24 protein-coding genes are annotated in these 23,798 nt (G+C 63.9%); 12 read left to right on the top strand and 12 right to left on the bottom strand.

Annotation, left to right across the window (positions count from 1 at the left end; all coding sequences use genetic code 11):
- Nucleotides 1-47: 47 nt before the first annotated feature.
- The 3 genes from tnpB to ACODRZ_RS13835 are packed head-to-tail and all read right to left on the bottom strand — an operon-like array spanning nt 48 to nt 1,575.
- Entirely contained in the window at nt 48-404 is a 357-nt protein-coding gene (tnpB, locus tag ACODRZ_RS13845) for an IS66 family insertion sequence element accessory protein TnpB (protein ID WP_488971433.1), read from the bottom strand.
- Nucleotides 401-793 (bottom strand): IS66-like element accessory protein TnpA, encoded by a 393-nt coding sequence (tnpA, locus tag ACODRZ_RS13840; protein ID WP_488971434.1) that lies wholly within the window; start codon nt 791-793, stop codon nt 401-403. The genes tnpB and tnpA overlap by 4 nt, the downstream gene beginning before the upstream one ends.
- 32 nt (nt 794-825) lie before the next feature.
- Nucleotides 826-1,575, bottom strand: a complete 750-nt coding sequence (locus ACODRZ_RS13835; protein ID WP_488971435.1) for an SDR family NAD(P)-dependent oxidoreductase — start codon at nt 1,573-1,575, stop codon at nt 826-828.
- Between the two features lie 68 nt (nt 1,576-1,643).
- On the opposite strand from ACODRZ_RS13835, the gene ACODRZ_RS13830 reads away from it, so the two are divergent.
- A complete protein-coding gene (locus tag ACODRZ_RS13830; RefSeq protein WP_488971436.1) occupies nt 1,644-2,108 on the top strand; it encodes a winged helix-turn-helix transcriptional regulator in 465 nt (154 codons plus the stop codon).
- Between the two features lie 51 nt (nt 2,109-2,159).
- Here ACODRZ_RS13830 and ACODRZ_RS13825 read toward each other — a convergent pair whose 3' ends face one another.
- From ACODRZ_RS13825 to ACODRZ_RS13810, 4 genes are all read right to left on the bottom strand, one after another.
- Complete coding sequence (locus tag ACODRZ_RS13825) at nt 2,160-2,849, bottom strand: cupin domain-containing protein (protein ID WP_488971437.1); 690 nt, start codon at nt 2,847-2,849, stop codon at nt 2,160-2,162.
- Between the two features lie 26 nt (nt 2,850-2,875).
- Entirely contained in the window at nt 2,876-4,939 is a 2,064-nt protein-coding gene (locus ACODRZ_RS13820) for a 2Fe-2S iron-sulfur cluster-binding protein (RefSeq protein WP_488971438.1), read from the bottom strand.
- A 71-nt stretch (nt 4,940-5,010) separates the two neighbouring features.
- The gene (locus ACODRZ_RS13815) at nt 5,011-5,625 is read right to left on the bottom strand and encodes a glutathione S-transferase family protein (protein WP_488971439.1); all 615 of its coding nucleotides are present in this window, start codon (nt 5,623-5,625) and stop codon (nt 5,011-5,013) included.
- A gap of 78 nt (nt 5,626-5,703) precedes the next feature.
- Complete coding sequence (locus ACODRZ_RS13810; protein ID WP_488971440.1) at nt 5,704-6,249, bottom strand: carboxymuconolactone decarboxylase family protein; 546 nt, start codon at nt 6,247-6,249, stop codon at nt 5,704-5,706.
- 339 nt (nt 6,250-6,588) lie between these two features.
- Here ACODRZ_RS13810 and ACODRZ_RS13805 point away from each other — a divergent pair, with 339 nt between their 5' ends.
- Together ACODRZ_RS13805 and ACODRZ_RS13800 are read left to right on the top strand one after the other, a co-directional pair.
- Complete coding sequence (locus tag ACODRZ_RS13805) at nt 6,589-7,197, top strand: DUF1223 domain-containing protein (RefSeq protein ID WP_488971441.1); 609 nt, start codon at nt 6,589-6,591, stop codon at nt 7,195-7,197.
- 149 nt (nt 7,198-7,346) lie between these two features.
- On the top strand, nt 7,347-8,294 hold the full coding sequence (locus ACODRZ_RS13800) for a LysR family transcriptional regulator (RefSeq protein ID WP_488971442.1): 948 nt from the start codon (nt 7,347-7,349) through the stop codon (nt 8,292-8,294).
- Nucleotides 8,295-8,474: 180 nt separating this feature from the next.
- On the opposite strand, the gene ACODRZ_RS13795 is transcribed toward ACODRZ_RS13800, so the two are convergent.
- Nucleotides 8,475-9,359 carry an oxidoreductase gene (locus ACODRZ_RS13795; RefSeq protein WP_488971443.1) on the bottom strand — a complete coding sequence of 295 codons (885 nt, stop codon included), beginning with the start codon at nt 9,357-9,359 and terminating at the stop codon, nt 8,475-8,477.
- Between the two features lie 197 nt (nt 9,360-9,556).
- Here ACODRZ_RS13795 and ACODRZ_RS13790 point away from each other — a divergent pair, with 197 nt between their 5' ends.
- From ACODRZ_RS13790 to ACODRZ_RS13770, 5 genes are all read left to right on the top strand, one after another.
- Nucleotides 9,557-10,723 (top strand): efflux RND transporter periplasmic adaptor subunit, encoded by a 1,167-nt coding sequence (locus ACODRZ_RS13790; protein WP_155188036.1) that lies wholly within the window; start codon nt 9,557-9,559, stop codon nt 10,721-10,723.
- Between the two features lie 4 nt (nt 10,724-10,727).
- Complete coding sequence (locus ACODRZ_RS13785) at nt 10,728-13,922, top strand: efflux RND transporter permease subunit (protein WP_155188033.1); 3,195 nt, start codon at nt 10,728-10,730, stop codon at nt 13,920-13,922.
- Nucleotides 13,923-13,936: 14 nt separating this feature from the next.
- A complete protein-coding gene (locus ACODRZ_RS13780) occupies nt 13,937-15,358 on the top strand; it encodes an efflux transporter outer membrane subunit (RefSeq protein ID WP_488971444.1) in 1,422 nt (473 codons plus the stop codon).
- Nucleotides 15,359-15,439: 81 nt separating this feature from the next.
- Nucleotides 15,440-16,273: an oxidoreductase gene (locus ACODRZ_RS13775; protein ID WP_155188027.1), complete on the top strand. Its 834-nt coding sequence runs from the start codon at nt 15,440-15,442 to the stop codon at nt 16,271-16,273.
- Nucleotides 16,274-16,303: 30 nt separating this feature from the next.
- Nucleotides 16,304-17,368: an NAD(P)-dependent alcohol dehydrogenase gene (locus tag ACODRZ_RS13770; RefSeq protein WP_155188024.1), complete on the top strand. Its 1,065-nt coding sequence runs from the start codon at nt 16,304-16,306 to the stop codon at nt 17,366-17,368.
- A 78-nt stretch (nt 17,369-17,446) separates the two neighbouring features.
- Here ACODRZ_RS13770 and ACODRZ_RS13765 read toward each other — a convergent pair whose 3' ends face one another.
- Nucleotides 17,447-17,854, bottom strand: coding sequence for a VOC family protein (locus tag ACODRZ_RS13765; protein ID WP_230461499.1), 408 nt, complete (start codon nt 17,852-17,854; stop codon nt 17,447-17,449).
- A 15-nt stretch (nt 17,855-17,869) separates the two neighbouring features.
- A complete protein-coding gene (locus ACODRZ_RS13760; RefSeq protein WP_155188018.1) occupies nt 17,870-18,751 on the bottom strand; it encodes a hypothetical protein in 882 nt (293 codons plus the stop codon).
- Between the two features lie 351 nt (nt 18,752-19,102).
- Here ACODRZ_RS13760 and ACODRZ_RS13755 point away from each other — a divergent pair, with 351 nt between their 5' ends.
- The gene (locus ACODRZ_RS13755) at nt 19,103-19,510 is read left to right on the top strand and encodes a hypothetical protein (protein ID WP_155188015.1); all 408 of its coding nucleotides are present in this window, start codon (nt 19,103-19,105) and stop codon (nt 19,508-19,510) included.
- Nucleotides 19,511-19,960: 450 nt separating this feature from the next.
- On the opposite strand, the gene ACODRZ_RS13750 is transcribed toward ACODRZ_RS13755, so the two are convergent.
- Nucleotides 19,961-20,773, bottom strand: coding sequence for an alpha/beta hydrolase (locus ACODRZ_RS13750; protein ID WP_488971445.1), 813 nt, complete (start codon nt 20,771-20,773; stop codon nt 19,961-19,963).
- A 32-nt stretch (nt 20,774-20,805) separates the two neighbouring features.
- Nucleotides 20,806-21,870 carry a tyrosine-type recombinase/integrase gene (locus ACODRZ_RS13745; RefSeq protein ID WP_155188009.1) on the bottom strand — a complete coding sequence of 355 codons (1,065 nt, stop codon included), beginning with the start codon at nt 21,868-21,870 and terminating at the stop codon, nt 20,806-20,808.
- Between the two features lie 180 nt (nt 21,871-22,050).
- Here ACODRZ_RS13745 and ACODRZ_RS13740 point away from each other — a divergent pair, with 180 nt between their 5' ends.
- Genes ACODRZ_RS13740 through ACODRZ_RS13730 form a run of 3 tightly spaced genes read left to right on the top strand, consistent with a single transcriptional unit; the run spans nt 22,051 to nt 23,748 of the window.
- Nucleotides 22,051-22,269 carry an AbrB/MazE/SpoVT family DNA-binding domain-containing protein gene (locus tag ACODRZ_RS13740; protein ID WP_196221882.1) on the top strand — a complete coding sequence of 73 codons (219 nt, stop codon included), beginning with the start codon at nt 22,051-22,053 and terminating at the stop codon, nt 22,267-22,269.
- A complete protein-coding gene (locus ACODRZ_RS13735) occupies nt 22,262-22,672 on the top strand; it encodes a type II toxin-antitoxin system VapC family toxin (protein WP_155188004.1) in 411 nt (136 codons plus the stop codon). The genes ACODRZ_RS13740 and ACODRZ_RS13735 overlap by 8 nt, the downstream gene beginning before the upstream one ends.
- A 50-nt stretch (nt 22,673-22,722) precedes the next feature.
- Nucleotides 22,723-23,748 carry a helix-turn-helix domain-containing protein gene (locus ACODRZ_RS13730; protein WP_230461497.1) on the top strand — a complete coding sequence of 342 codons (1,026 nt, stop codon included), beginning with the start codon at nt 22,723-22,725 and terminating at the stop codon, nt 23,746-23,748.
- Nucleotides 23,749-23,798 lie beyond the last annotated feature (50 nt).

Raw genomic sequence — 23,798 nt, 5'->3', positions numbered from 1 at the left:
TGAGGGCAAAACCCCAGTAAAATCCCGGTTTTCCGAAGGTTTTATTGCTACGCCAAGCTCGGCGCCGCCACCTCGTCGTGAACGATTGCCTGCTTCCAGTTCAGGCCCTCGATCAGCATCGCCATCTGTGCAGCCGACAGTCGCACCGCGCCTTCGCTCGCTCTGGGCCACACAAACTTTCCGCGCTCCAAGCGCTTGGCGTACAGGCACAAGCCCGATCCATCCCATACCAACGCCTTCAGGCGATTCCCGCGCTTGCCTCGGAACAGGAACACCGCGCCCGAGAACGGGTCGAGCCGAAGGATGTTGCGGACCTGCGCCGATAACCCATCAAAGCCCTTGCGCATGTCACACGGCGCCAGCGACAGGTAGATCTTCGCTGATGGCGGCAAAGTCAGGCTCAAAGCTCGAACTCCCCGACGAGTTCGAGCACCATCTTCAGCGCACCGCGATCAACCAGGCTGTCGACCGACACCGTAAATCCGCCCCGGGCGCGGATATCGATCCGGCCTTGCGGGAGCGATGACACCTTCGGCGCATCGGGGACCAGTTCGACCGGCACGAACCCGGCCATCGCCCCGCGTAAAAGCTGCCGCCGCCAGGTGTAAACCTGACCGGTCCCAATTCCGTGCCGACGAGCCACTGCCGCCATGATCGCCCCCGGCTCGGTCGTCTCCTTCAGGATCGCCAGCTTCTCTTCATCACTCCAGCGGCGCCGGCGTTCCACTCGAACGAGCACCGCACCATCGTGCCGACCGCTCATACGAGGCTCGTTTGACTGCTCGATATCCACTCGCAAGGCCTCCTGTCGCCTCGCGAACTCCATCACCGCCAAGAAACTGACAAGGCCGGGCTCCGTCGGCGCTTACCGTCTTCAAGCGGCGGGATCGTAACACTCTCACGGCGATCGAACCCAACGAGCGCGGCATCGACCAGGTCGTCGACCTCCATCACCATTTCGATCGGCAGCGCTTCCACAGGCGTTCCCGAATTCTCCCAGATTTCCGTGCGGGTCGCACCGGGAAGGACCGCCTGCACATAGACGCCGCTGTCGGCCAGAAGAGTGCTCAGCGAGCGCGACAGATGCAGATTGAACGCCTTGGTCGCGCTGTAGGTGCCGTCGAACAGCTCAGGCGCGAGCGCGAGAACCGAAGCGATATTGATGATCGAGCCCGAGCCGCGCGCCTTGAATGCCTTGGCCGCGGCGGAAGCCAGCACGGTCGTTGCAGTGACATTGAGTGCGATCAGCTTCTCGAACGCCGGAGCATCATTGTCGAGAATACCACCCTTCAAGGCGACGCCCGCGTTGTTGAGGAAGAGGGTGATCGAGGCATCGGTTGCCAGAAGCTTCTCGATCCGGCTGAGATCGTCGCCATCGGTCAAATCAGCGACCAGGACCTCGATCGTACGGCCGGTTTCGGCGCGGAGCTTTTCGGCGAGCGTGTCCAGCCGCTGCTTGTTGCGTGCGACGAGGATGAGGTCGTAGCCGCGGCGCGCCAGACGATCCGCATAGGTTGCGCCGATGCCCGACGACGCACCCGTGATGAGGGCCGTTCCAGGGGTAGAATCACTCATTGTCCATATCTCCTGCGGCCCGGGGGTGAGCCACTTGCGTTTTAATAGTGAGTCACTATCATATTGCAATGGACAAGAAGATGCAGACCGAGAACAATTGTTGCCCGCTGGTGCGTGGGCTGTCGAAGGTAGGAGACGCCTGGAGCATGTTGATCCTTCGCGACGTTGCGACGGGGCTTGCCCGCTTCGATCAAATCCGGGTCAATCTGAACATCGCCCCGAATATCCTTACTCAGCGGCTTCGATCGCTGACGGAAGCCGGCCTGCTTGCAAAGCGTCGATACAATGACCGCCCACCGCGCGACGAATATGTCCTGACGGACGCTGGCAGAGACTTTTTGCCGGTCCTGTACGTGATCGGGGAATGGGGCCAGCGTCATAACGGGGAGGGCGCTGTGTCGCGCCTGACGGATATGGAGACCGGGCAACCGGTCGAACCAGTCGTGATCGATGGTCGAACCGGTGCCCCGCTGGCAAACCGCCCCTTGAAGCTCGTTGCACCGGATGATGCGGAGATCGACAATCACAGTTGACCTGCGACCTTCGCCGGACAGCAGCGAGTATGATCGCCGCCGGTAGGAGTCTCACAACGCCATGCCCGCGATCTGGGCATCGATCGCCGTCAGGTGGCCGGTCTTGATCCAGACCGTGCAGCCGGCACAGCCAGCGATCGCATCGAAGTCTTGCCCCGGCGGAAGACGCAGCCAGGATTCCGCCTCGAGCAGATCGCCTTCCTCGCTCAAGGTCCCGTCGAGGACCAGCAACTCCAGGCCGGCTGGATTTTCGATCCGAACCGGCGTCAGCGCATCCCAGCTCTCGAGCCGGACGACTTCGTCACCGAAGCTGTGCAACGGCACCGCCGCCACGCCCGAACGATCGGCGACAGCAGCATAACGGATCAAATCGGGGGAAACGCGGACGTGCGTCTGGTCGGCCGGATCGAACTGCCAAAGCTTGACGAAGATGGTGCAACCATCATCCGAGTAAGGCGTGTGCCGCGAGCCGCGAGGATTGCGGACATAGGACCCTGCCGGGAAGTCGCCATGTTCATCCGAAAAGACGCCGTCGAGCACCACGAACTCCTCACCGCCGCCATGGGTATGCGCGGAGAAGTAGGATTGTGGCGCATAGCGTACGATCGTGGTCGCGCGAGCAACCTCGCCGCCGACCCGGTCGAGCATGCGGCGATCGACGCCCGCCATCGGCGACGGCACCCAGGGCTCTTCGGCCGAATGAACCAGAACCCGCTGCGAGAAATCGGCATTCACTTCCATCGTCATATCCTTCCTTGAACCGTCGATCAGAGCTGGAGAGACACCGCGCTGCTCCCTTTTGCGGGGACGGCGCAGCAGATGAGCGCTTCGTCGGCACCCACCTCAGCGCCGGTCTTGCGGGTGTGCGCGATCGTGCCGGCCAGCACGCGCGTCCGGCACGTTCCGCAGGTCCCTGACCGACAGCCGAATTCGGGTGACAGGCCCAACGCTTCGGCGAGATCGAGCAGGCTTCCCTTGCCGGGCAGCCAGGTCGAGGCCGATCCGGCGGCTGCGAAAGTGATCTCCACCGGCTCTTCTGCGGGCGCCGCCCCGGGCATCTCCGGAGCCGCCGCCGCATCTGGTGTGCGTGTCATCGCAGCCGGCCCGAACGCCTCGGCATGGATGCGGCTGTCGGCGATATTCATCGCGCGTAGCCCGTCATAGAGGTCCTGCATGAAGGCCGACGGACCGCAAAGGTAGAAATCGAAGTCGTCGAACGGCAGCACAGCGCGGAGCAGGTCCATGTCGATCCGTCCGTGATGGTCAAAGTCACGGCCCGACGATGCGCTATCGGTCCTGCTCAGTACGCGCACGGCCCGGATCGTGCCCTGGCTCGCCCGCACGAGCGCCGAAATTTCATTGGCGAAGGCGCGTTCGGCGGCGGTCCGCGCCGAATAGATGATCCAGGCCCGGCGCAGCTTGCGCGTGCGCGCGCCCTCAAGGAGTAGATGCCGCGCCATCGCGAGGATCGGCGTGATACCGATACCCGCGGCCAGGAGCACGGCGGGGCGGGGCTCCGCAGCATCGACGGTAAAGGCGCCGGCCGGGGCGCGGGCCTCGATCAGTTCGCCAGCGACAAGGCCGTGCAGATGGCCCGAAACCGTGCCGTCGCGCTTGACGCTGATCCGGTAGAGCTGGTCGCCCGGCGCCGACGAGAGTGTATAGGTGCGGATGAGCGGTTTTGCGTGGCCGGGAATGCTCACGCGGATCGGCAGATGCTGCCCCGCCAGCGGTGCGATCAGCCCGGCGCCGTCGGTCGGCTCCAGATGGAAGGAACGGACGACGCTGCTCTCCTCGACAATGCGCGCGATACGCAGTCGCCGCCATGTCTGGCCCAACTGGGCAGCCTCGAGTTTCGCTTGTGCATCCGCCCAGGTGCCGGTGGCGGCAAGGTTGGGCGACCAGGGATTCTCCTCGAATTGCCACGTGAGCGGCAAACCGGCGCGCCGGCGAACGATCGCACGCGGACGCACCCGCCATAGCCGTTCGGCGCCGGTGAATGCCGCGATCTCGGGCGAATCCAGCACGACCTCGGCGTCACCGCTCATCTGGAGCAGGTCGCCGGTCGACCAATCGATGAAAACGAGGCCCGCCTTCCCGGTTTCGCGGATATTGCCCAGCGTGTTGAAGAACTGGTTGCCGGCGAAATCCGGGACGGTGATGACACCATCCTCATCCACCCGGACGAAGCCGGGGCGGCCGCCGCGATGCGATACGTCGACCCGGCGCCCTTTCGGCGTGTCGACGAAGCTCGCGACATAGAAACTATCGGCGGTCGCGATCGTCGCGCGCGCTCCCTCATCGAGGGCAGGCAGCATCTGAGGCGCTGAAGCCGACACCATCCCGGGATCCCGCGTGTAGCTGGGGGAGCGGCGCTGGATATATTGGGGGCAATTGCCGAAGGATTCGTCGATCGCGATCAGGAACCCGTCATCCTCGGCCCGCTCGATGCGACCATTGAGGCGATTGCGCCGTCGCGTCGCCGGCTCAATCCCGATCATTGCAACCGCCTCGCCGACCTTGAACCCCGCGCTGGCGGGATCGCCGGCATCGACGATGGCCGCCACACGGAGATGCCCGGGGTCTCTGGCACTCAGGAAACCGGGCAATCCAGCCCGAGGTGACGCCCAGACCAACCCGTCGGGATCGACCGCGCCGAACACCGCGAAGGGCAATTGCGCGTAAAAGCGGCGATGCTGGTCGACCAGGTGATCGCGGATGAACTGGCGGCCCATGACCGCCATATCGGCGACGACACCGACCGTCTCCTGCAGGGCGATCTCGCCTGCGTGCCACGGAGACGCTTCGTCGATATCCGGATCTTCCTGCATCGCCTTGATCTCCATGGGGCGGGGCGGCCGTCGGGGAGGGGGAGGGAAACGGCGCGCCCCGCCGTCCGGCATCAGGCTTCGAGGCCGGCCGGTGTCTTCTGGAAGGGAACGAAACGGGGCAGCGCCTCGACCCGTGCAAGCCATGCCCGCGTCAACGGATAGGGGCTCAGATCGACATTTCCCTCCGGCGCGCGCGCCACATAGCTATAGAGAGCGATATCGGCGATCGTCGGGAGGGGCGTGCCAGCAAGCCAGGTGCGTGCCGCCAGCGTCGTCTCCACGACCTTCAGCGTGTCATGGGCCCGGTGGATCACCTCGTCAGGATCGAACGGCGCATCGAACACCGTGATCAGCCGCGCGGCGCAGGCGCCATAAGCGATCTTGCCGGCGGCAACCGATAACCAGCGCTGGATCTCGACCTCGGTCGCCAGATCCCTGGGCAGCCAGGAGGTCGTGTTGGTGATCCGCGCCAAATAGATAAGGATCGCATTGGAGTCGGCGACTACCGTTTCTCCATCCACCAGCACCGGGATCTCGCCGAATGGGCTCATCGCCAGGAAATCGGGGGTCTTGTGCGCGCGGGCGGCCAGATCAACCTCGACCAGTTCATGCTCGATGACGAGCAGCGAAAGGGCGAGCCGTGCGCGGTGCGAATGGCCGGACAGGGGATGGTAGTAGAGCTTCACGCCGATCTCCAGGTACGAGGGGGAAAGGGGTAGCCCCGTGGCAGGGGAGAACCACGGGGCCAGGGGAACGGGCAGGGATCAGGCTGCCTCAGCCGCCGTCACGACGGGGAAGTCGATGTCGGTGTGCAGCGCGTTGTTCAGGTAGTTGGTGAAGACGTTGACCGCGACCAGCGCGATGATCTCGACCACCTGGGCGTCGGTGAAGCCGGCGAGGCGTACTTCGGCCACATCGGCATCCGAGACCTTGCCACGGGCGTCGACGACGGTCCGGGCGAACTTGACCGCTGCGGCTGCCTTGGCGTCGCCCGACTGGCCGCGACGGTTGAGAGCGATCTCGGCTTCGTCGATCTTGGCCAGGTTCAGGCCCAGATAGGTGTGCGCCGACAGGCAATAGTCGCAGCCATTGGCCTGAGCGACGGCGAGCGCGATCCGCTCACGGGTCTTGACGTCCAGCGCCTTGCCGAGCGCGCCATTGAAGCCGAGGAAGCCCTCGAGCGCGGCCGGGCTGGTGCCGATCAGGCGGAACAGGTTGGGAATGACGCCGAGCTGGGCGCCGACCGCATCGAGCAGCGGCTGCGAGGCGGCGGGGGCTTCGTCACGCGACGGGATGGTAACACGAGCCATTGAAAATCTCCTTGGTAGGGCGGTTCGGGGCCGGTCATCGCCGGTGACACCTATTTCGCACCAATCGCGACCAGCGATAATGGAGATAGTCGGCAGATCATTATTGCGGATTTCGCGGCAATCCTACCGTCATGCGATCGCCGGTCTCGACGCGCCTTGCGATGTTCGAACCGATGTAACCGCTGTCCCACCGCAGCCGAATCTCCCTGCGAGAGATTAGGGAGAAATGTCGTGAAAGCCGTACATCTGGTTTGGGCCGCAACCGCCGCCCTCGCGATTGGAACAATGGCCTGGGCTACCCAGCCAACAGCGCAGGCCCCGTTGCCTCGCGGTCCAGTCGTGGTCGAGCTGTTCCAGAGCCAGGGATGCTCCGATTGCCCGCCAGCTCAGCTCAACCTGAATCAACTGGCTGACCAACCCGATGTGCTCGCACTGTCTTTCGGCGTGACCTATTGGGATTATCTGGGATGGAAAGACAGCTTCGCATCACCCCAATTCACCCAGCGCCAGCGTGACTATTCAGACCGCAACAACGGGATCGGCGTCGCGACGCCGCAATATTGGATCAACGGCCGCCAAACTGTGCTGGGCGCAAATCCCACCCGCGTCGCCCAGGTGATCGGCCAGGGCGGCCCGTCGGGCGGTCCGGCGCTGACGGTGACCGGAGCGTCCTTGAACCTCGGAGCAGGCACCGCGCCATCGGGCGGTGCCGATGTCCTGCTCGTCCGCTATGATCCGCGTACCGTGCAAGTGGCGATCCGCGCCGGCGAGAATGGAGGGCGCACCATTCCCCACCGCGACATCGTTCGTCAGCTGGTCCGGATCGGCCGCTGGAATGGCCGTGCCCAGACCATCCCGCTGCCGAGCGAAAATGCCGGCGGGCTGAGAAGCGCCATCCTCGTTCAGGCGGGCGCCGGAGGGCCGATCCTCGCGGCGGCAAAAATCTGACGCGGCCGAACATCGCGGTGAGAGGCCCACCAACTCAGGGAACGGTCTTTTCTGATCGGATCTTTTGCCTCAGCTGAGCACGCTGTTTGCGGAACAATCCTCCGCGCATTAATTAGCAGTTCTGTTGAATTCTCAAACGGGACAAGCCGATGCTGCGCCAGGATCAATTCGATGGGCTGGTCGCGTTTGTGACAGTTACCCAGCAAGGCGGCTTTTCCGCAGCCGCCGTTCGGCTTGGCGTTTCAGCCTCGGCAATCAGCCAGGCTATCCGCACTCTCGAGGAGCGTCTGGGCGTTCCGCTGTTCAATCGCACAACCCGCAGCGTAAGCCTCACCGAGATCGGTCAGCACTATTACGAGCGGGTTTTGCCGTGCGTGCGCGAACTTGCCGAAGCCAATGAAGAACTCGGCCATGAAACCGAACGGGTCGGTGGCCTGTTGCGGCTCAACGTCCCGCGAGCCGGCTATCTGATCGCGATCCAGCCCATATTGCGACGTTTTCTCGACGCCTATCCCGACGTCTCAATCGAGTTGGTACTCGACAATACTTTGGTCGACATCGTCGGCAGGGGGTCCGATGCCGGTATCCGCTTCGGTGACCTGATCGAAAAGGACATGATCGCCGTGCGGATCGGGCCACCGATCGAGGCCTTCATGATTGCCTCGCCCGACTATATCGCCCGCTATGGATTGCCCGGGACGCCCCAGGATCTCTCAAGCCATGACTGCATCCGATTCCGTCATGTAACTACGGGCCAGATCGAGCGATGGGAATTCACCAAAGATGGCGAAACCTTCGAACTGTCGCCGTCCGGACGCCTGATCATCAACGACTCCGAAGCGCTGGTGCAAAGCGCACTCGACGGGCTCGGCATCGCCTATATGATCAACGGCTATATTGAGCGCTTCATCGAGAATGGCAGCCTGATCCGCGTGCTCACCGACTGGAGCCCGCAGTTCGACGATCTCCATCTCTATTATGCCAATCGGCGCCGTGTACCGGCCAAGCTCCGCGCCCTGATCGACTTCTTGCGCGCCGAACAAACCCCGAGTGCTTCAGCCGATCTGCTCTTGCCCCCTACGAGCGCTGCATCCTGACGAGCGCGCGCGGTCATCTGCGCAATTCGCGCCCGGCACCCCAGGCCCGGCGCGAATGCTGGATCGATATCATATGCTCGATCGTGAAATCCCCGATCACACCGTGCGCGCCGAAGCGGCCGAGACAGGAACGCTTCCCGCCGCCGACCGGCATGTCGGGTCATCCCAAGACCTCCTCGATCAATCGGGGAAATCGGTGGAAAGCGCCACGTCCTTCCAGGCGTCGAACTCGCCCCGAAGCATCGTGAGCTTCTCGCCGACCAGCCGGCTGGCATCCGAGCCGAGTAGCAGGTGCACGGGCGGGTCCTTCGCCTCGACCAAATCCAGGATAACAGCGGCAGCGCGGGCAGGGTCCCCCTTCTGCTTGCCGCTATAGCTCTGGCGGGCCTCCCGCAGCGGGTTCATGAGCGCGTCGTAATCGGCGATACTGCGCGAGGCTCGCACCATCGATCGCCCTGCCCAGTCGGTCCTGAAGGAACCTGGCTCGACTGCCGTCACATATATGCCGAAATTCTTGACCTCCTTTGCCAGGCTTTCAGACAGGCCCTCCAGCGCGAACTTGCTCGCATGATAGAGGCCAAGGCCCGGCATGGTGATGATCCCGCCCATCGAGGTGATGTTGATGATCCGGCCGGCGCGGCGCGCGCGCATATGGGGCAGAACTGCTTTCAGGACCGAGAAAGCGCCAAAGACATTGACATCGAACTGGCGCTTGATGTCCTCGATTGTCGACTCCTCGATCAAACCTTCGTGCCCATAGCCCGCATTGTTGATGGCGACGTCGATCGCGCCGACCTCCCGCTCGATCCGATCGATGGTGGTCGGCACCGCGTCGGCATCGGTCACATCGAGCAGGATGCCATGCGCCCGCCCCGGAGCCAAAGCCTCGAACGCGACGCGCTCCTCAGGCTTGCGCAACGTTCCCGCGACGCTGTGGCCGGCCGCGAGGGCGGCTTCCGAAATGGCGCGGCCAAACCCGCTGCTCACACCGGTGATGAAGAAAAGTCTAGATGTGGCCATGATGGTTCTCCTGCGCTCTGCGGTACAGATACGAACGCTGGCCAACCCAGATAAGTATGACAATGCCTGACAGGTCTTGAAGCAGGGCTAATCAATCGTGCGCCCTGCGGGTTAGCGATTATGCGGCAGCGCTTACAAAGCCATGCACGATTGCGTCGGTTATCAGGTCCTCGCCGACCCGTCATAGCCCGAGACGGCGTTCAATGCGCGTCGTGTCAGGCATTCGGCGTCGGGAGATCTAGATGCGTGTTCAGCTACGCCGAGGCGTCGTTCTACTCATAACGACCGTCATTCTCGGAGCCGGCTGTGTCGTCTTCTTTCTCGGCGGCGAGAACCGACCGGCGCGAGTCCAGGCGGACGCCGACGCGCCTGTCCAGGCTTCCGTGGCGGCGATTGCGCGACGCGACGCCGATCTCTGGCAGGAATTTTCCGGCCGCTTCGAGGCTGTCGAAGCCGTCGAGGTACGCGCCAGAGTATCCGGCGCGATCCGCTCAATATACTTTCGGGAGGGCGCCCTTGTCCGCCGTGGCGACCTCCTCCTCCTGATCGATCCCGATCCCTATCGTGCCGAGGTTGACCGTCTGGCCGGACAAGTCGCGGCCGCCGAAGCGCGCGCCCGTTTTACGCGATCCGAGGCGGATCGCGCCGATCGCCTGATCGAGACCGATGCCATCGCCGCACGGGACCGCGATCGCCGTGCCAATGATGCCGCAGAGGCTGCAGCCAATCTTCGCACGGCACGCGCGGCGCTGCGAGCTGCGCAGCTCAACCTTTCCTACACCCAGGTGCGAGCGCCGATTGCGGGACGGATAGGGCGGCGCGCGATCACCCCAGGCAACCTGGTCGATGCCGGTCCGGGCGCGCCCGTCCTTACGACCATCCTCTCGGTCGATCCGATCTATGCTGGCTTCGAGGCGGACGAAGATACCGTCGCCCGGGCGCTCGCCAGTATCAGAGGCAATCGCAGCCACGTCGGGACCATCCCGGTGAGCGCGATGCTCGATGGCGCGCCCATGCCGATCGTGGGGCACCTGCAACTCGTCGACAACCAGGTCGACGCCCGAGCCGGCACCGTTCGGTTGCGCGCCACCTTTGCCAATCCGAACGGCCTGTTCACACCCGGCCAATTCACTCGGATCCGCCTCGGACAGGCGCACCGCGAGCCCGTCATTCTGGTCCCCGAAGCCGCGATCGGCACCGACCAGAGCCGCCGGTTCGTCCTTGTCCTCGGACCCGATAATCGAACGATCTACCGCGAGGTTCAACTCGGCCAGCTCCTCGACGGCATGCGCGTCGTGACCCAGGGACTCCGGCCGGGCGAGCGGATCGTCATCTCCAACCTGCAACGGCTGAAGCCTGGAGCGCTCGTGCAGCCCCGCAATGCGCCCATGGCCGTCCAGGCGAGCTGAGCCGATGTCGATCTCTCCATTCTTCATCCGACGCCCGATCTTCGCGGGCGTGCTGTCAGCGCTGATCTTCATCGCCGGGCTGATCGCCATCCCGAACCTTCCGGTCTCCGAATATCCCGAAGTCGTGCCACCCACGGTGATCGTCACCGCGCGCTATCCGGGCGCCAGTCCGACCGTCATTGCCGAAACGGTGGCGACGCCGATCGAGGAATCGGTCAACGGCGTCGAGAACATGCTCTATATGAGCAGCCAGGCCACGACCGACGGCCTGCTGACTCTGGTGGTCACCTTCCGGCTAGGCACCGATCCGGACCTTGCCACCGAGCTCGTCCAGAATCGCGTCCAGCAAGCTGAGGCAAGACTGCCCGAGGCGGTGCGCCGGCTTGGCGTCACCACGATCAAGAGCACGCCGGACCTCACCCTGACCGTGCACATGTTCTCGCCCGGCGGGCGCTACGACATGAACTATTTGCACAATTACGCGCTGCTCCACGTCCGCGACCGGCTGGCCCGGATCCCGGGTGTAGGCCAGGTCACCATCCGGGGTGCCGGCGATTACTCGATGCGTATCTGGCTGGACCCCGAGAAGGTCGCCGAGCGCGGGCTCGCGGCATCCGACATCGTCAATGCGATCCGTAACGAGAATGTCGAAGCCGCCGGCGGCGCCCTGGGCGCCACGCCTTCGGCCAAGGGCGTCCAGACCCAGCTCACCGTCAACGTCCAGGGCCGGCTCCGTGACCCGGAGGAGTTCGGTAACATCATCGTCCGCACCGCCCCGGATGGCGCGATCACGCGCCTGCGGGACGTCGCCAGGGTCGAGCTGGGGTCCGCGGAATATGCCGTCCGGTCGCTCATGGACAACCAGCCTGCCGCCGCGCTCTTCGTCCTTCAGGCGCCGGGCTCCAACACCGTGGAGATCGGACGGCAGGTCCGCAAGGCCATGGAAGAGCTCAAACAAGGAATGCCTGACGGAGTCGACTATCGCATCGTGTTCGATCCGACCCAGTTCGTGGTGGCGTCAATCGATGCTGTCGTCCACACCCTGTTCGAGGCCGTGCTGCTCGTCGTCTTGGTGGTGATCCTGTTCCTCCAGACCTGGCGCGCATCGATCATCCCCCTGATCGCGGTCCCGGTCTCGATCGTCGGCACCTTCGCGGTGATGGCGCTTTTGGGATATTCGATCAATGCGCTCACCTTGTTCGGCCTGGTGCTGGCGATCGGCATCGTCGTCGACGACGCGATAGTCGTGGTCGAGAATGTCGAACGCAACATCGAGGGCGGCCTCGAACCCACAGAGGCGGCTTTGCGCGCGATGCGCGAAGTCACCGGCCCCATCATCGCCATCGCGCTGGTGCTGGTCGCGGTATTCGTTCCGCTTTCCTTCACGACCGGACTTACCGGCCAGTTCTACCGGCAGTTCGCGATGACCATCGCAATCTCGACGGTCATTTCCGCGATCAATTCGCTGACCCTCTCGCCCGCGCTCGCCGCGCTGCTCCTGAAGACCCCTGACGCTCCCAAGGATTGGCTCACCCGCCAGTTGGACCGGGCCTTCGGACGCTTCTTTGGCTGGTTCAACCGCGGCTTCCGTCGGGCAGGCGAACGCTATGGCGGTGGGCTCGAACGAATCGTCACACGCCGGGTCGGAGTTATGCTCGTCTATGGAGCGCTGGTGATCGCGACTGCGATCCTCTTCCGCATGGTCCCCGGCGGCTTCGTACCGCAGCAGGACCGGACCTATCTGATCGCCAGCGCGACGCTACCCGATGGTGCCACGCTCGATCGCAGCGAGGCCGTGATCCGCAAGATGACCGAGATCGCGCTCAAGGACCCCGATGTCCGCGCTTCGCTTGCGTTCCCGGGGCTTTCGGTCAACGGTCAGCTTAACAGCACCAATGCCGGCATCGCCTTCATCAACCTCAAGCCCTTTGCGGAACGCCATGGCGCCCTCCACAACGCCGCCACGGTCCGTGCGCGGCTGCTCAAATCCTTCGCGCAGATTGAAACTGCACGCATCGTCATCTTTCCACCGCCCCCGGTGCGCGGGCTCGGGGCTACCGGCGGCTTCCGCCTGCAGATCGAGGATCGGGGAGCGCTTGGCTATGGTGCGCTCGATACCGCGGTAAAGGCCTTCCTCGAAAGGGCTTCACAACAGCCCGAACTGAGCGGAATGTTCTCATCCTTCCAGGTCAACGTGCCCCAGGTGGAAGCCGACGTCGACCGCGCGCGCGCGCGCCAGCTTGGTGTCGCCATCCCCGACATCTTCAGCACGCTCCAGGTCTATCTCGGCAGCTTCTACGTGAACGACTATACCCAGTTCGGCCGGACCTATACCGTCCGCGCCCAGGCGGATGCCCCGTTCCGCGCCTCGATCGGGGATCTGGGCGCACTCAAGGTGCGCTCTGCAAGCGGCGAGATGATCCCGCTCGCAGCGCTCATGACGATCCGGCAAAGTGCGGGCCCCGAACGCGCGATGCGCTACAATGGATTCCCCACCGCCGATGTCAGCGGCACAGCCGCGGTCGGCTATTCCTCCGGCCAGGCACAAGCCGCGATCGAGCGCGTCGCCGCCGAGACTTTGCCGCCGGGCATCGGCTATGAATGGACCGATCTCACCTATCAGCAGATTCTGACAGGCTCGAACGGCCTTTGGATCTTTCCGTTGGCGCTGATCCTCGTCTTCATGGTCCTGGCCGCGCTCTACGAGAGCCTCATCCTGCCGCTCTCGATCCTGATGATCGTGCCGATGGCCGTCCTGTCCGCCCTCACCGGCATCTGGCTGACGGGCGGCGACAACAACATCTTCACCCAGATCGGGCTGGTGGTGCTGATCGGGCTGTCGGCCAAGAACGCCATTCTCATCGTCGAGTTCGCCCGCGAGCTGGAATTTGCCGGCCGCACCCCGCTCCAGGCGGCGCTCGAAGCGGCACGCCTCAGGCTGCGGCCAATCCTCATGACGTCCTGCGCCTTCATCATGGGGGTGATCCCGCTAGTTATCTCGACCGGCGCCGGCTCGGAGGTTCGCCGCGTCATGGGCGTGACCGTGTTCAGCGGCATGCTCGGTGTGACGCTTTTCGGCCTCGTCCTGACGCCGGCTTTCTACGTCGCACTGCGCAAGCTCGCGGGCAACCGGCCGCTCGCCCATCATGGCGGACCGAGCGACACTTTCGCCGAACCCCTGGCTCACCCCGCCGAATGACGCAGAAAAGCACCATGCCGGCATTCATCCTACATCGTCGCTTCATGGCGGCCGCCGCAACCCTTTCGCTCGGCGGCTGTGCGGTGACGCCACCACTGCCGACTGGACTACCTCCAACACCCACCGCCTTTCATGCTCAAGCGACGACCGGCGAACCGACAGCGCCCGTGATAGCCGATGGCCGCTGGTGGAAGGCTTTTGCCGACCCAATCCTCGATCGTCTGATCGCGCAGGCCGAAGCCCGCAACGACACGATCGCCATTGCCGCCGCCAATCTCGACCGCGCCCGCGCCGATTTGCGCGGCGCTCGTGCCAACCAGGCTCCCCAGCTCGGCGTCAGTGCCACTGCGGTGCGAGGCGACGGCATTGGCGGCCAGCCGATCACCACGCTCCCCGGTCCCAACGATCTGGGCCAGGCCGGCGTCGAGCTCTCCTATGAGGTCGACTTGTTCGGGCGATTGCGACAAGGCACCCGCGCAGCCGCGCTGGACGCGCAATCGCAGGCCGAGTTGTTGCGCAATGCCCGGCTTCTGGTTCAGGCGCAGCTTGCCACGACCTATTTCGCGCTACGGGCCGCCGATGATGAAAGCGCCGTGCTCGACGACACCATTTCCAGCTATCAGCGCACCCGCTCACTGATCGCAGCCCAGGTCGGAGAGGGCGAACGAAACCCAATCGACCTTGAGCGCGCCGACGGGCAGCTCTCCGATGCCCGGAGTGAACGCACGGCACTGCGCCGCGATCGGGCAGCCCTTGCCAACGCCCTTGCCGTGCTGGTCGGTGAACCAGCATCGACCTTCGACGTCGCACCGCAACTTCCCCTGACGGCACCGCCCATCGTGCCCCTGGGACTGCCAAGCGAAATGCTCCAGCGCCGACCTGACATCGCTGCAGCCCAGCGGACGATGCTCGCCGCTCAGACCCGCGTCGGCATCGCTCGCGCACAATGGTTTCCCTCGCTCGCGCTCACGGCGCGGGGGGGAGGGACCTCCGCCGATCTCGGGTCCTTGCTCGCGAGTGGGGCGCAAGCCTGGTCGGTGGGCGCCTTGCTGGCGGGAACGCTCTTCGATGGCGGACGCCGGTCTGCCAACACCGCCCGGGCGCGGGCGGATCTTGACCGCAGCTTCGCCGAATATCGCGGCGCTGTGCTGGCCGCGTTTCAGGATGTCGAAACCCAGCTTTCAGCCCTGCAAACGCTCGACCGGGAACGGGCGGAGCGTGAGCGAGCGGTGGCCGCTTATGCGCGCGCGGCCCTAATAGCCCGAACACAGTATCGCGACGGCGAAACCGGCCAGCTCGAGTTGCTCGACACCCAGCGCAACGAACTCACGGCGCGCCGTCGCTTGGTACAGATTGTCGGCGCCCAGCACCAGGCGACCGCGTTGCTGATACGTGCGCTCGGCGGCGACTGGCCGGCACCCGTAAGCAGCTCTTAAGAGCCCTTCGCTGAATCCACGGCTAATCCTCGGTAATCAGCGCTGCTATTCGCTCCGTCGACGCAAACGGAGCTTCGAGCAATGCCGCAGAAAATCTGGTTTATCACCGGCGCCTCATCGGGCTTCGGCCGTGGTCTGGCCAAAGCGGTGTTGGACCGCGGCGACAAGGTGCTGCTGACCGCCCGCAATCCGTCCAGCCTGGACGATCTCGTGGCAGCCTATCCTGGCAATGCGCTCGCTGCAGCGCTCGATGTGACCAAGACGGATGAGGTTCGAGCAGCCGTCGAGGCGGCGGTATCGGCCTTCGGCGGTATCGATGTTCTTGCCAATGTCGCGGGCTACGGCCTGATCGGCGCGGTCGAGGAATGCACGCCTGAAGAATATCGTCCGCTGTTCGAGGCTAATCTGTTTGGCCTGATCGAGGTGACGCGTGCCGCGCTGCCGAGCCTGCGTGAGCGCAAAGGGCGGATCGTGCAATTCTCGTCGACGCTCGGCATGCTCGGCCGGGCGGGCTTCGGACTCTATAGCGCCGCCAAGTTCGCGGTTGAAGGTCTCTCGGAGGCGCTCGCGGCCGAGGTCGAGCCGCTCGGCCTCCATGTCATCATCGTCGAACCGGGGGCGTTTCGAACCGATTTTCTCGACCGCTCCATCGCCGTCGCCGAACAGAGCATCGACGCCTATGCCGAGACGGCCGGCGCCGTGCGTGCAGGCGCACTTGCGAACAACGGCCACCAAGGCGGTGATCCCGCCAAAGGCGTTGCTGTAATCCTCCAGGCAGTCGATGCCGAGACCCCGCCATTGCGGCTCGCATTGGGTCTGGACAGCTACCGCAACAACCGAAGCAAGATCGCACGCGCGACCGGCGACTATGACGCCTGGGCCGCGCTCGGCACCGCGACCAGCTTCGACGCTTGATCCCCTCTCAACCAAAGCCCAGGAGCTTCCATGCAGACCCAAGCCTTTGCGGCGGCTACGCCGACCAGCCCTCTTGCGCTCACCACTATTGATCGCCGCGAGCCGAACCCGGCGGATGTCGCGATCGATATCCTCTATTGCGGAGTCTGCCATTCCGACCTGCACACCGCGCGCGGCGAATGGCCGGGCGTCCTTTTCCCCAGCGTGCCGGGGCATGAGATCGTTGGCCGCGTGAAGTCGGTCGGCACGTCGGTGACGAGGTTTGCCCCGGGACAGATCGTCGGCGTCGGGTGCATGGTCGACAGTTGCCGTCGCTGTGCTCCCTGCGAGCAGGGCCACGAGCAATACTGCCAGGGGGAACACGGCTTCATCCAGACCTATAATGGCGGCGCCAAGGGCGGTACCGGAAACACGTTCGGCGGATATTCGGCCCATATCGTGGTGGATCAGGACTTCGTGCTGGCGATCAACCATCCGGAGGATCAGCTCGCCGCGGTCGCGCCACTGCTCTGCGCCGGTATCACCACCTGGTCGCCGCTCAAGCACTGGAACATTGGGCCGGGCAAGAAGGTCGGCATTGTCGGCATTGGCGGGCTGGGACATATGGGCGTGAAGCTCGCCCATGCGCTCGGTGCTCACGTTGTCGCGTTTACGACCTCGGAATCCAAGCGGGCGGATGCCCATGTACTCGGCGCCGACGAAGTGGTTGTCTCTCGCGATGCAGACGCCATGGCAGCCCGAGCCGGCACGCTCGACTTCATCCTGAACACAGTCGCAGTCAGCCACGATCTCGACGCCTATACGAACCTCCTGACGATCGATGGCACGATGGTGCTGGTCGGCGTCCCGGCCGAGCCCCATCCGTCACCTTCGGTCGGCAATCTCATCTTCGGTCGCCGCGCGATAGCGGGATCGGTGATCGGCGGTATTCGCGAGACCCAGGAGATGCTCGACTTCTGCGCCGAGCACGGGATCGTGTCCGATATCGAAACGATCGCGATCGACACCATTAACGATGCGTTCGAACGCGTCCTGAGAAGCGACGTCAAGTATCGCTTCGTGATCGACATGGAGACCCTCGAACAGGCAGCCTGATCGCCAACCGAGCAGGCCGTCGCTCCTCGTCCCGAGTGGCGAGGAAGCGACGGTCGATCGCCATGGCAACACGCAACGTCAGTCGTTGAGGATCTCGTTGAACTCGAGGACGTTGCGATCCGGGTCGCGGATAAAGCATACCTTGCGGCGGCCATGGCCGAACACGCTCGGACCTTCGGTGATCGGGATGTCCTGCTCACCGAACCATTCGACCAGATTGTCCATGTCCTCGATGATGAAAGCAGCGTGGGTATAGCCCGGCCACTTCTCCTTCACATCCATCAGTACGTTTCCGCCCTGAGGCTGCTCGCCATTGTAAATGAGGTGGATGCGAAGGCCGGTACCGTTCACCAGACCGCGCGCGCGGAACTGCGGCTGATCCTCGTCCGGGTCCATCACGAAGCCAAGCTTCGCATAGAAGGCCTCTGCCTCTGCGAGGTCGGTCACGCGGATGCCGACATGATCGAATTTCAGACTATCGAACATAACATTCTCCATGATTCAGTATGTCGCGTCGGCTGGCCCGCCGGCGCGCAGCGAGCAAAGCAGGGAAGCGGACTTGTAGCGGGCCACGGCTCCCAACCATTCGACATAGGGGCAGCGGCTGTCGAAGGTGTGCCGCTTGGCGTGGATTGCAGCGATCGTTTCCTTGACCGCCGCATCCACCTCCCAGCTGCTGAGTTCCGGGCCATGATACTCGAAAAAGACCCGCAGCCACTGGGAGGACCAACGGAGGACCTCCCGATAAGCCACGCCATCTCCGCCCTGGGCTCGCAACATCGCCTCTCCAGGAACGTCGGCAATCGGCACGGATCTCCTGTCTCGCCGGACGCGTGACCTCGATCCCGGCAACAGCGATCGAAGGCCTCCCCAGCGCCCCTTGATCTCCGGCGGACCCGCCGGGGCAGGGGCGTTCATCGCCAATCTCGATTGCATGTAGGACATGGGCGGCCTCCCTTCGTGGACGGCCTCCTTTTCGCTCAGGAACGCGATGGTGATAATCGTCGTCCTTCGCAGATCATTACTGCACAGGTCGCAATAACGTCGTTGTCGGGCTTGCCGCGACGACGCGGCAGACCTTGCTGGATCTGGGGAGATGTTGCCATGGCGCCGTGCGTCGGGACCGTCCAATCCACTACAAACAATCGGAATTTGTCGAACCGAGCGAGCTTGGTTCAACGCTGCTGTAACTTCCCGGCTTTTGATGACGAACTGGTCAGCAGCCGGTTGATCGGTCTCGATTAGGATTTGACGGTGCTGAAACGCTTCCTTCCCCTCTTGCTCCTGCTTGGAGCCTTGGCTGGCCTGCTCGGCCAGGAGGCGGCGTTCGCGCGTGGTCAGAGTCTGACGGGACCGATCGCGGCCACGCAGCACATGGACCATATGAACGGCGCGGATTGCGCAGGGATGCTGATGGAGTCGCCCTCTCACGACGGCAAATCCATACCTTGCAAAGGCATGACGCCGGATTGCATGTCTCAGATGGGCTGCGTTTCGCCTGTCCTTCTAAACGAAGGCACGGTTCCATTGGCCCTCGCGCCATTTGTATCCATGCGGCCATTCGAATCTTCGACCTCGCGTCTCATCGGCCGTTCCTATGCTCCCGAGCCCAACCCCCCGAGCCTCCTGAACTGACTTCGTAACATGCGCGAACGCGCTGTGGAGATCGCAGTCGATCCCCCGCAGCAGCGCCCACGCACCCCACTGTTCGAATTCAATTCAAGGATGACCATCATGAGCAAGTATTTCACTACCGCCGCCACGATCGCGGCCACGACATCCATCCTCGCCGCAGTTGCGGCAATCTTCGCCACGCCTACCGCTGCGATGGCTGCGGACCTACCCAATGCCGTCGGCCATTACGAGTGGCACGCCGCCCCGCAACAGGGGCCGCGCGCTCCGCTCCAGCCGCCCGTGCGCGTCTGGGTCGATGCATCCGGTAAGCGGTCCGCTGGCATGGCAGCACCAGCAATGGCTGCCAATGGGCCTGGCCACTATGAGTGGCGCACCGTCCCGCAATATGGCCCACGGGCAACGCTTCGGGCGCCGATGCGGACATGGGTGAGCGACGCCAGAACGGCCACGATCCCAGCGCAAGGCGGTGCCGTGTCGATGGCTTCGGACACGCAGCCGCAGAGCTAATAGTCACGATCTCAGCCGGCAGTGCCCTTACGCACTGCCGGCATGTGTTAACCACTGACGACGGGCACCTCCACAAAACGGATTGATACGGGTCCGTCCCACTCGGTATCTTTGTCAACGCGATCGACTGGGCGCGTGAGTTGGATCCACAGACCCGAGCCGCGCCCGCGTCATCGGTCCACCCGGCCCGCCCAGTCTGTGCAACCGATGGCCGCCCCAGTCCCTTCCATCGATCCAGCGCCGGCACCCGGCGTGGCGTACTCCTCCACCATCGACGGAGGGAAAATCTCCAATGATCCGTACCCTGTTGATCCTGCCGGCGGCATCCACGCTGGCGCTTACCGCCTGCCGCGAAGGTCGAGTGCCGGGCGATGCTTAAGGCGATGGGCAGATCAAACGAAGATCTGCCCGACGCCGGCATTCGCACCTCGCACAAACATACTATTACAATCAGATGGCCTCGAGCCCTCGAGCGGCGGCATCGGCCGTGTCTTCCGGCCGCGTGTTGAACGCAATCGCCGTTCCTGGCGCCGCCCTATGAACGATGTTCACCACCGCCTCGAACAGGACCAGCCCTTTCGGCGGGATTCTGAGACCGCCGCCGATTACCACACAGTCATAGGCCACGCCTGCCAACTGCTTTTGGAGCACGGCGCTTCCCTCGTCGTCGGGCGTGATCATGCAGGTATCGCCGTGCCACCCGCGTTCCTCGATCTTCTTCACAGCGACCGCGATGCCGGCATTGATCTTGTCGGCATCGAACCCCTGCGGCAGCGACGGATCGGAGAAGTCCACGGTTTCCGGCTTCTGCCCGACGACAATATGCGGGGCCTCGGCCATCCGCTCCGCTGTGACGAGCGCCAGACCGCCGCCGGCGGAGTCACCGACGATAGCGATCCTGGAGACGCCACCACTCGCCAAGCCGCGATAGGCAGCTTCGGCATCATCGACCGCCGCAGGGAAAGGCCGTTCCGGCGCGAGGCCATAATCGGCAACGAATGCGGCCTCCTTAGCGCGCTCGGCGATCTGACCCGCAAAGTGGCGATACGCCTGCGCCGATCCGACGACATAGGCGCCACCGTTGAGATAGAGAATTGCGGCGTCCGGGTTGGCATCTGCGGGACGGCACCACCAGCCGGGGACGCCACCCACGGCTGCCTCCTCATAACCGACGCTGTCCGCCGCAGGCGTCTTGGCCATAAGCTCGTCCAACGCCGCACGGCCACCCGGTCCGAGATCGGCGGCCGACTGCAATGCGATCATAGCGCGCATCGCCAGCATCGCCTTGCGGACAGTTACAAGAATCGCTCGCCAGCGTGGTCACGGAACCGATCGGCTGAGCGGACATAGTCCACGAGGATCTGCACCGTTTTGTGCCGACTAACCTCCTGCATCTTGAAGATCGTCGCGCCCTGGCTTGCCGCTTCAGTGAGGAAGCCCGCGCGCAGCGAATGCCCGGCAAACTTGGTCGCGTCATAGCCTGCCGCGGCGGCACAGCGTTTGACCAGGCGCACCACGGCTTTATCGGACATCGGATCATCAGTGAGCTGATCTCTTCGGGTGAGCCGGCGAAACAACGGCATTGCGGCGTCTTCAGCCGGGGTACGGACGATGTCGGTCTCGAGCGTGCGGACCGCCGCGATCCACTCGAGCAACAGCGCCTTGGGCCGGATGCGCGTACCTTCCGGTATGGCAATGGTCGCACCCTCGCCAGACTGGTCTGTCTTCGTCGTGCCAAGATAGAGTTCGAGGCCTTGGTCTAGGACGCCGATGCTTTCGAGCTTCAGCGCGACAATCTCGGATCGGCGCAGTGCTGCCGCCATGCCGATCGCGAGGAGCGCGCGATCGCGCTTTTGACGCAGGCCATCACCTTCGATTTCGGCCAGCATCTCGCGAAGTGCAGAGGCGTCGGCGGCATCCTTACGGGTTTTCTTGATCTTCTTGTCGTTGCGGATGCCGGCGAGTGCCTCACGCAACCCGCCGGCCTCTGGATGCGCGCCCGGCGCCGGAAAATTGTTGGCGCGATGATAGTGCCCTATCGCGGCGACGCGGCGCTCGACAGTGCTGGGCTTGGCACCAGCGTGCGCCTGGTTGGCGACGAACGCGGCGATCTGCTCGGGATGCGCCGGCATCGGCGGAAGTCCGCGCGAAGCGCACCATTCGGCGTAGATCGCCCAGTCCGATGCGTAGGCGCGGTGCGTCGCGGCGGATCGGGCGGCTTTCTTATATCCAGCGGCGCGCTCGATATCTTCCTGCAGGACGGCGAGCATGCCCTCGGCCGGAACAAGCGCCGGCAGCGCCGTCTCGACGGGGCCGTTCGGGACTTCATCGGAAGTTGGGTCTTGCAAGAGCTGCGCCATTCGGTGAACTGGTTCTTTGGGGGCATTTTGGCACCCTTTCCCGGCCGGCTCAAGTCTGTCCGATAAGGAACATTATCGTACAGACAGGATTTCCAGCTTTGTCCCTTATCCGTTTGCGACATATTTCGTCCCCATGATACAGATACGCCCTATCAATGTATCATGAGGCGATATCCGTACATGAATGCGCAACGTGGCAAACTCGTCAGTGGCGGCAGGCTCCAGCTTCCAGCGGAGATGCGCCGCGAACTCGGTCTGGTGGACGGCGACGTCGTGGTGATGAAGATCGTTGATGGCGTGATCGAGGTCCGCCCGCTGAAGGACGCGATCGCCCGCGTGCAATCCCGGCTGCGCGAGTTTACCGGCGACGAAACCGGCCGGACTTCGGTCGATGGCTGATCCAGCCTATATCCTCGACGCCTCGGCCGTTCTCGCATTGATGCTCAGCGGACCCGGCGCCGGCCAGGTCGAGGCAGTGTTCGGCGATGCCTGCGTGAGCAGCGTGACGTTGAGCGAGGTGATTGCGCAACTCCAGGCCCGTGGCGTGCCCGATGAGATGATCGACGCGAGCCTGGCCGATCTCGACATGGACATTGTTCCCTTCGACGGTCGGCAGGCCGACGTCGCCGGCAAGCTGCGGAACATGACCTACGCCTACGGCCTCGGCGCCGACGATCGCGCTTGCCTCGCGCTTGCGTGGTTGACCAAGGCGACCGCGGTCTCGGCCAATCCGAAATGGCGGTCGCTGCGCAGCGACATCAAGCTGATGCTCGTAGCTCCGGAGCAGGAATCGGAACCGTGAGCCGGCAGGCTATCTAACATTAGATGGACATTTAACAGTAGTGATGTTAAATGGCGTTCATGATGTTAGAAGCCGTCGACAAGCAGCGCCTGGATGGTCTCGCCGAGGCCGCCGAAGCCTATGTCCGCGGCGCTTTCGGGCTCGGCCTGGGCTTGCAGCCGTTGGCGCCGGCGAACCTCCCCCATTTCCTTCTCGATCGCTATCGATTCTGGCAAGGAGCGCTCCAGGATCATCCGGTCATCCTTATGGAAATGAAGGGGCAAGGCCGAGGGGTGACCGCCGATCTGCTCAAACACCGCGACCTGGTGCGCCGCCACCTCGGCGTCCCGCTCGTTCTCGCGCTCCTCGACAGTGTGCCGACGGCAATACGCAAGCAGATGGTCGAGCGGAAGATCGGTTTTCTCGCCCCCGGTGCGCAGATCTACGTTCCCGAGGCGTTGCTCGATTTGCGCGAGCGCGCACCAGCCATCACGCACGACCCGGGGGCGCAGCTTACCCCCAGCGCGCAAGTCCTCGTGTTGGCAGCCCTCCTGGGTGAGCCCATCGACGGCGCGAATCTCACCGAGCTCGCCCTACGGTTCGGCGTTGCGATCATGACCATGACGCGCGCGCTGGATGAACTCGAAGCGCTCAAGATCGCCAAGTCGAAGCATGTCGGGCGGCAACGCCGATTGAGCCTCCAATATACGGGACGCGAGCTGTGGCATGCCGTCGAGGCACGTCTTCAATCTCCTGTCCGAAAGGTGCGCGAGGTCAAAGGCCGATTGCCCGACGAGGTCGCGCCGCTCGCGGGCGAGAGCGCGCTTGCCCACTATACGATGCTGTCTGAACCGCGCATCGCACGCCGAGCGCTCGCTGCCGCGCGATGGAAGCACATCACCGGGCAGTTCGGTCTTGCACCAGCCACGCCCTTCGACCACGACCGCGTCGAGATCGAGACTTGGAGCTACGATCCGCACGTGCTCGCCCGCCAGCCGGCGGTCGATCGCCTCTCGCTCTACCTCAGCGTCCGGCATGATCCGGACGAACGTGTCGCGCAGGCGGCTGCACAACTCTTGGAGACCTTCGAATGGTGATTGGCGTTGACCGCTTCCGCGCGCATTTTGAAGGATATGATCACCAATAT

This window comes from Novosphingobium sp. FG90 (genome assembly GCF_057808725.1).
The sequence above is the reverse complement of the archived record's forward strand: the minus strand, read 5'-3'. Positions and strand labels throughout refer to the sequence as shown.

Excerpts from the sequence above, each read along its gene's own strand:
- ACODRZ_RS13835 (WP_488971435.1), bottom strand. The coding sequence starts at position 1,575 with ATGAGTGATTCTACCCCTGGAACGGCCCTCATCACGGGTGCGTCGTCG.
- ACODRZ_RS13830 (WP_488971436.1), top strand. The coding sequence starts at position 1,644 with ATGGACAAGAAGATGCAGACCGAGAACAATTGTTGCCCGCTGGTGCGT.
- ACODRZ_RS13825 (WP_488971437.1), bottom strand. The coding sequence starts at position 2,849 with ATGGAAGTGAATGCCGATTTCTCGCAGCGGGTTCTGGTTCATTCGGCC.
- ACODRZ_RS13820 (WP_488971438.1), bottom strand. The coding sequence starts at position 4,939 with ATGCAGGAAGATCCGGATATCGACGAAGCGTCTCCGTGGCACGCAGGC.
- ACODRZ_RS13810 (WP_488971440.1), bottom strand. The coding sequence starts at position 6,249 with ATGGCTCGTGTTACCATCCCGTCGCGTGACGAAGCCCCCGCCGCCTCG.
- ACODRZ_RS13800 (WP_488971442.1), top strand. The coding sequence starts at position 7,347 with ATGCTGCGCCAGGATCAATTCGATGGGCTGGTCGCGTTTGTGACAGTT.
- ACODRZ_RS13790 (WP_155188036.1), top strand. The coding sequence starts at position 9,557 with ATGCGTGTTCAGCTACGCCGAGGCGTCGTTCTACTCATAACGACCGTC.
- ACODRZ_RS13785 (WP_155188033.1), top strand. The coding sequence starts at position 10,728 with ATGTCGATCTCTCCATTCTTCATCCGACGCCCGATCTTCGCGGGCGTG.
- ACODRZ_RS13780 (WP_488971444.1), top strand. The coding sequence starts at position 13,937 with ATGCCGGCATTCATCCTACATCGTCGCTTCATGGCGGCCGCCGCAACC.
- ACODRZ_RS13775 (WP_155188027.1), top strand. The coding sequence starts at position 15,440 with ATGCCGCAGAAAATCTGGTTTATCACCGGCGCCTCATCGGGCTTCGGC.
- ACODRZ_RS13770 (WP_155188024.1), top strand. The coding sequence starts at position 16,304 with ATGCAGACCCAAGCCTTTGCGGCGGCTACGCCGACCAGCCCTCTTGCG.
- ACODRZ_RS13765 (WP_230461499.1), bottom strand. The coding sequence starts at position 17,854 with ATGTTCGATAGTCTGAAATTCGATCATGTCGGCATCCGCGTGACCGAC.
- ACODRZ_RS13760 (WP_155188018.1), bottom strand. The coding sequence starts at position 18,751 with ATGGTCCATGTGCTGCGTGGCCGCGATCGGTCCCGTCAGACTCTGACC.
- ACODRZ_RS13755 (WP_155188015.1), top strand. The coding sequence starts at position 19,103 with ATGAGCAAGTATTTCACTACCGCCGCCACGATCGCGGCCACGACATCC.
- ACODRZ_RS13750 (WP_488971445.1), bottom strand. The coding sequence starts at position 20,773 with ATGATCGCATTGCAGTCGGCCGCCGATCTCGGACCGGGTGGCCGTGCG.
- ACODRZ_RS13745 (WP_155188009.1), bottom strand. The coding sequence starts at position 21,870 with ATGGCGCAGCTCTTGCAAGACCCAACTTCCGATGAAGTCCCGAACGGC.
- ACODRZ_RS13740 (WP_196221882.1), top strand. The coding sequence starts at position 22,051 with ATGAATGCGCAACGTGGCAAACTCGTCAGTGGCGGCAGGCTCCAGCTT.
- ACODRZ_RS13735 (WP_155188004.1), top strand. The coding sequence starts at position 22,262 with ATGGCTGATCCAGCCTATATCCTCGACGCCTCGGCCGTTCTCGCATTG.
- ACODRZ_RS13730 (WP_230461497.1), top strand. The coding sequence starts at position 22,723 with ATGGCGTTCATGATGTTAGAAGCCGTCGACAAGCAGCGCCTGGATGGT.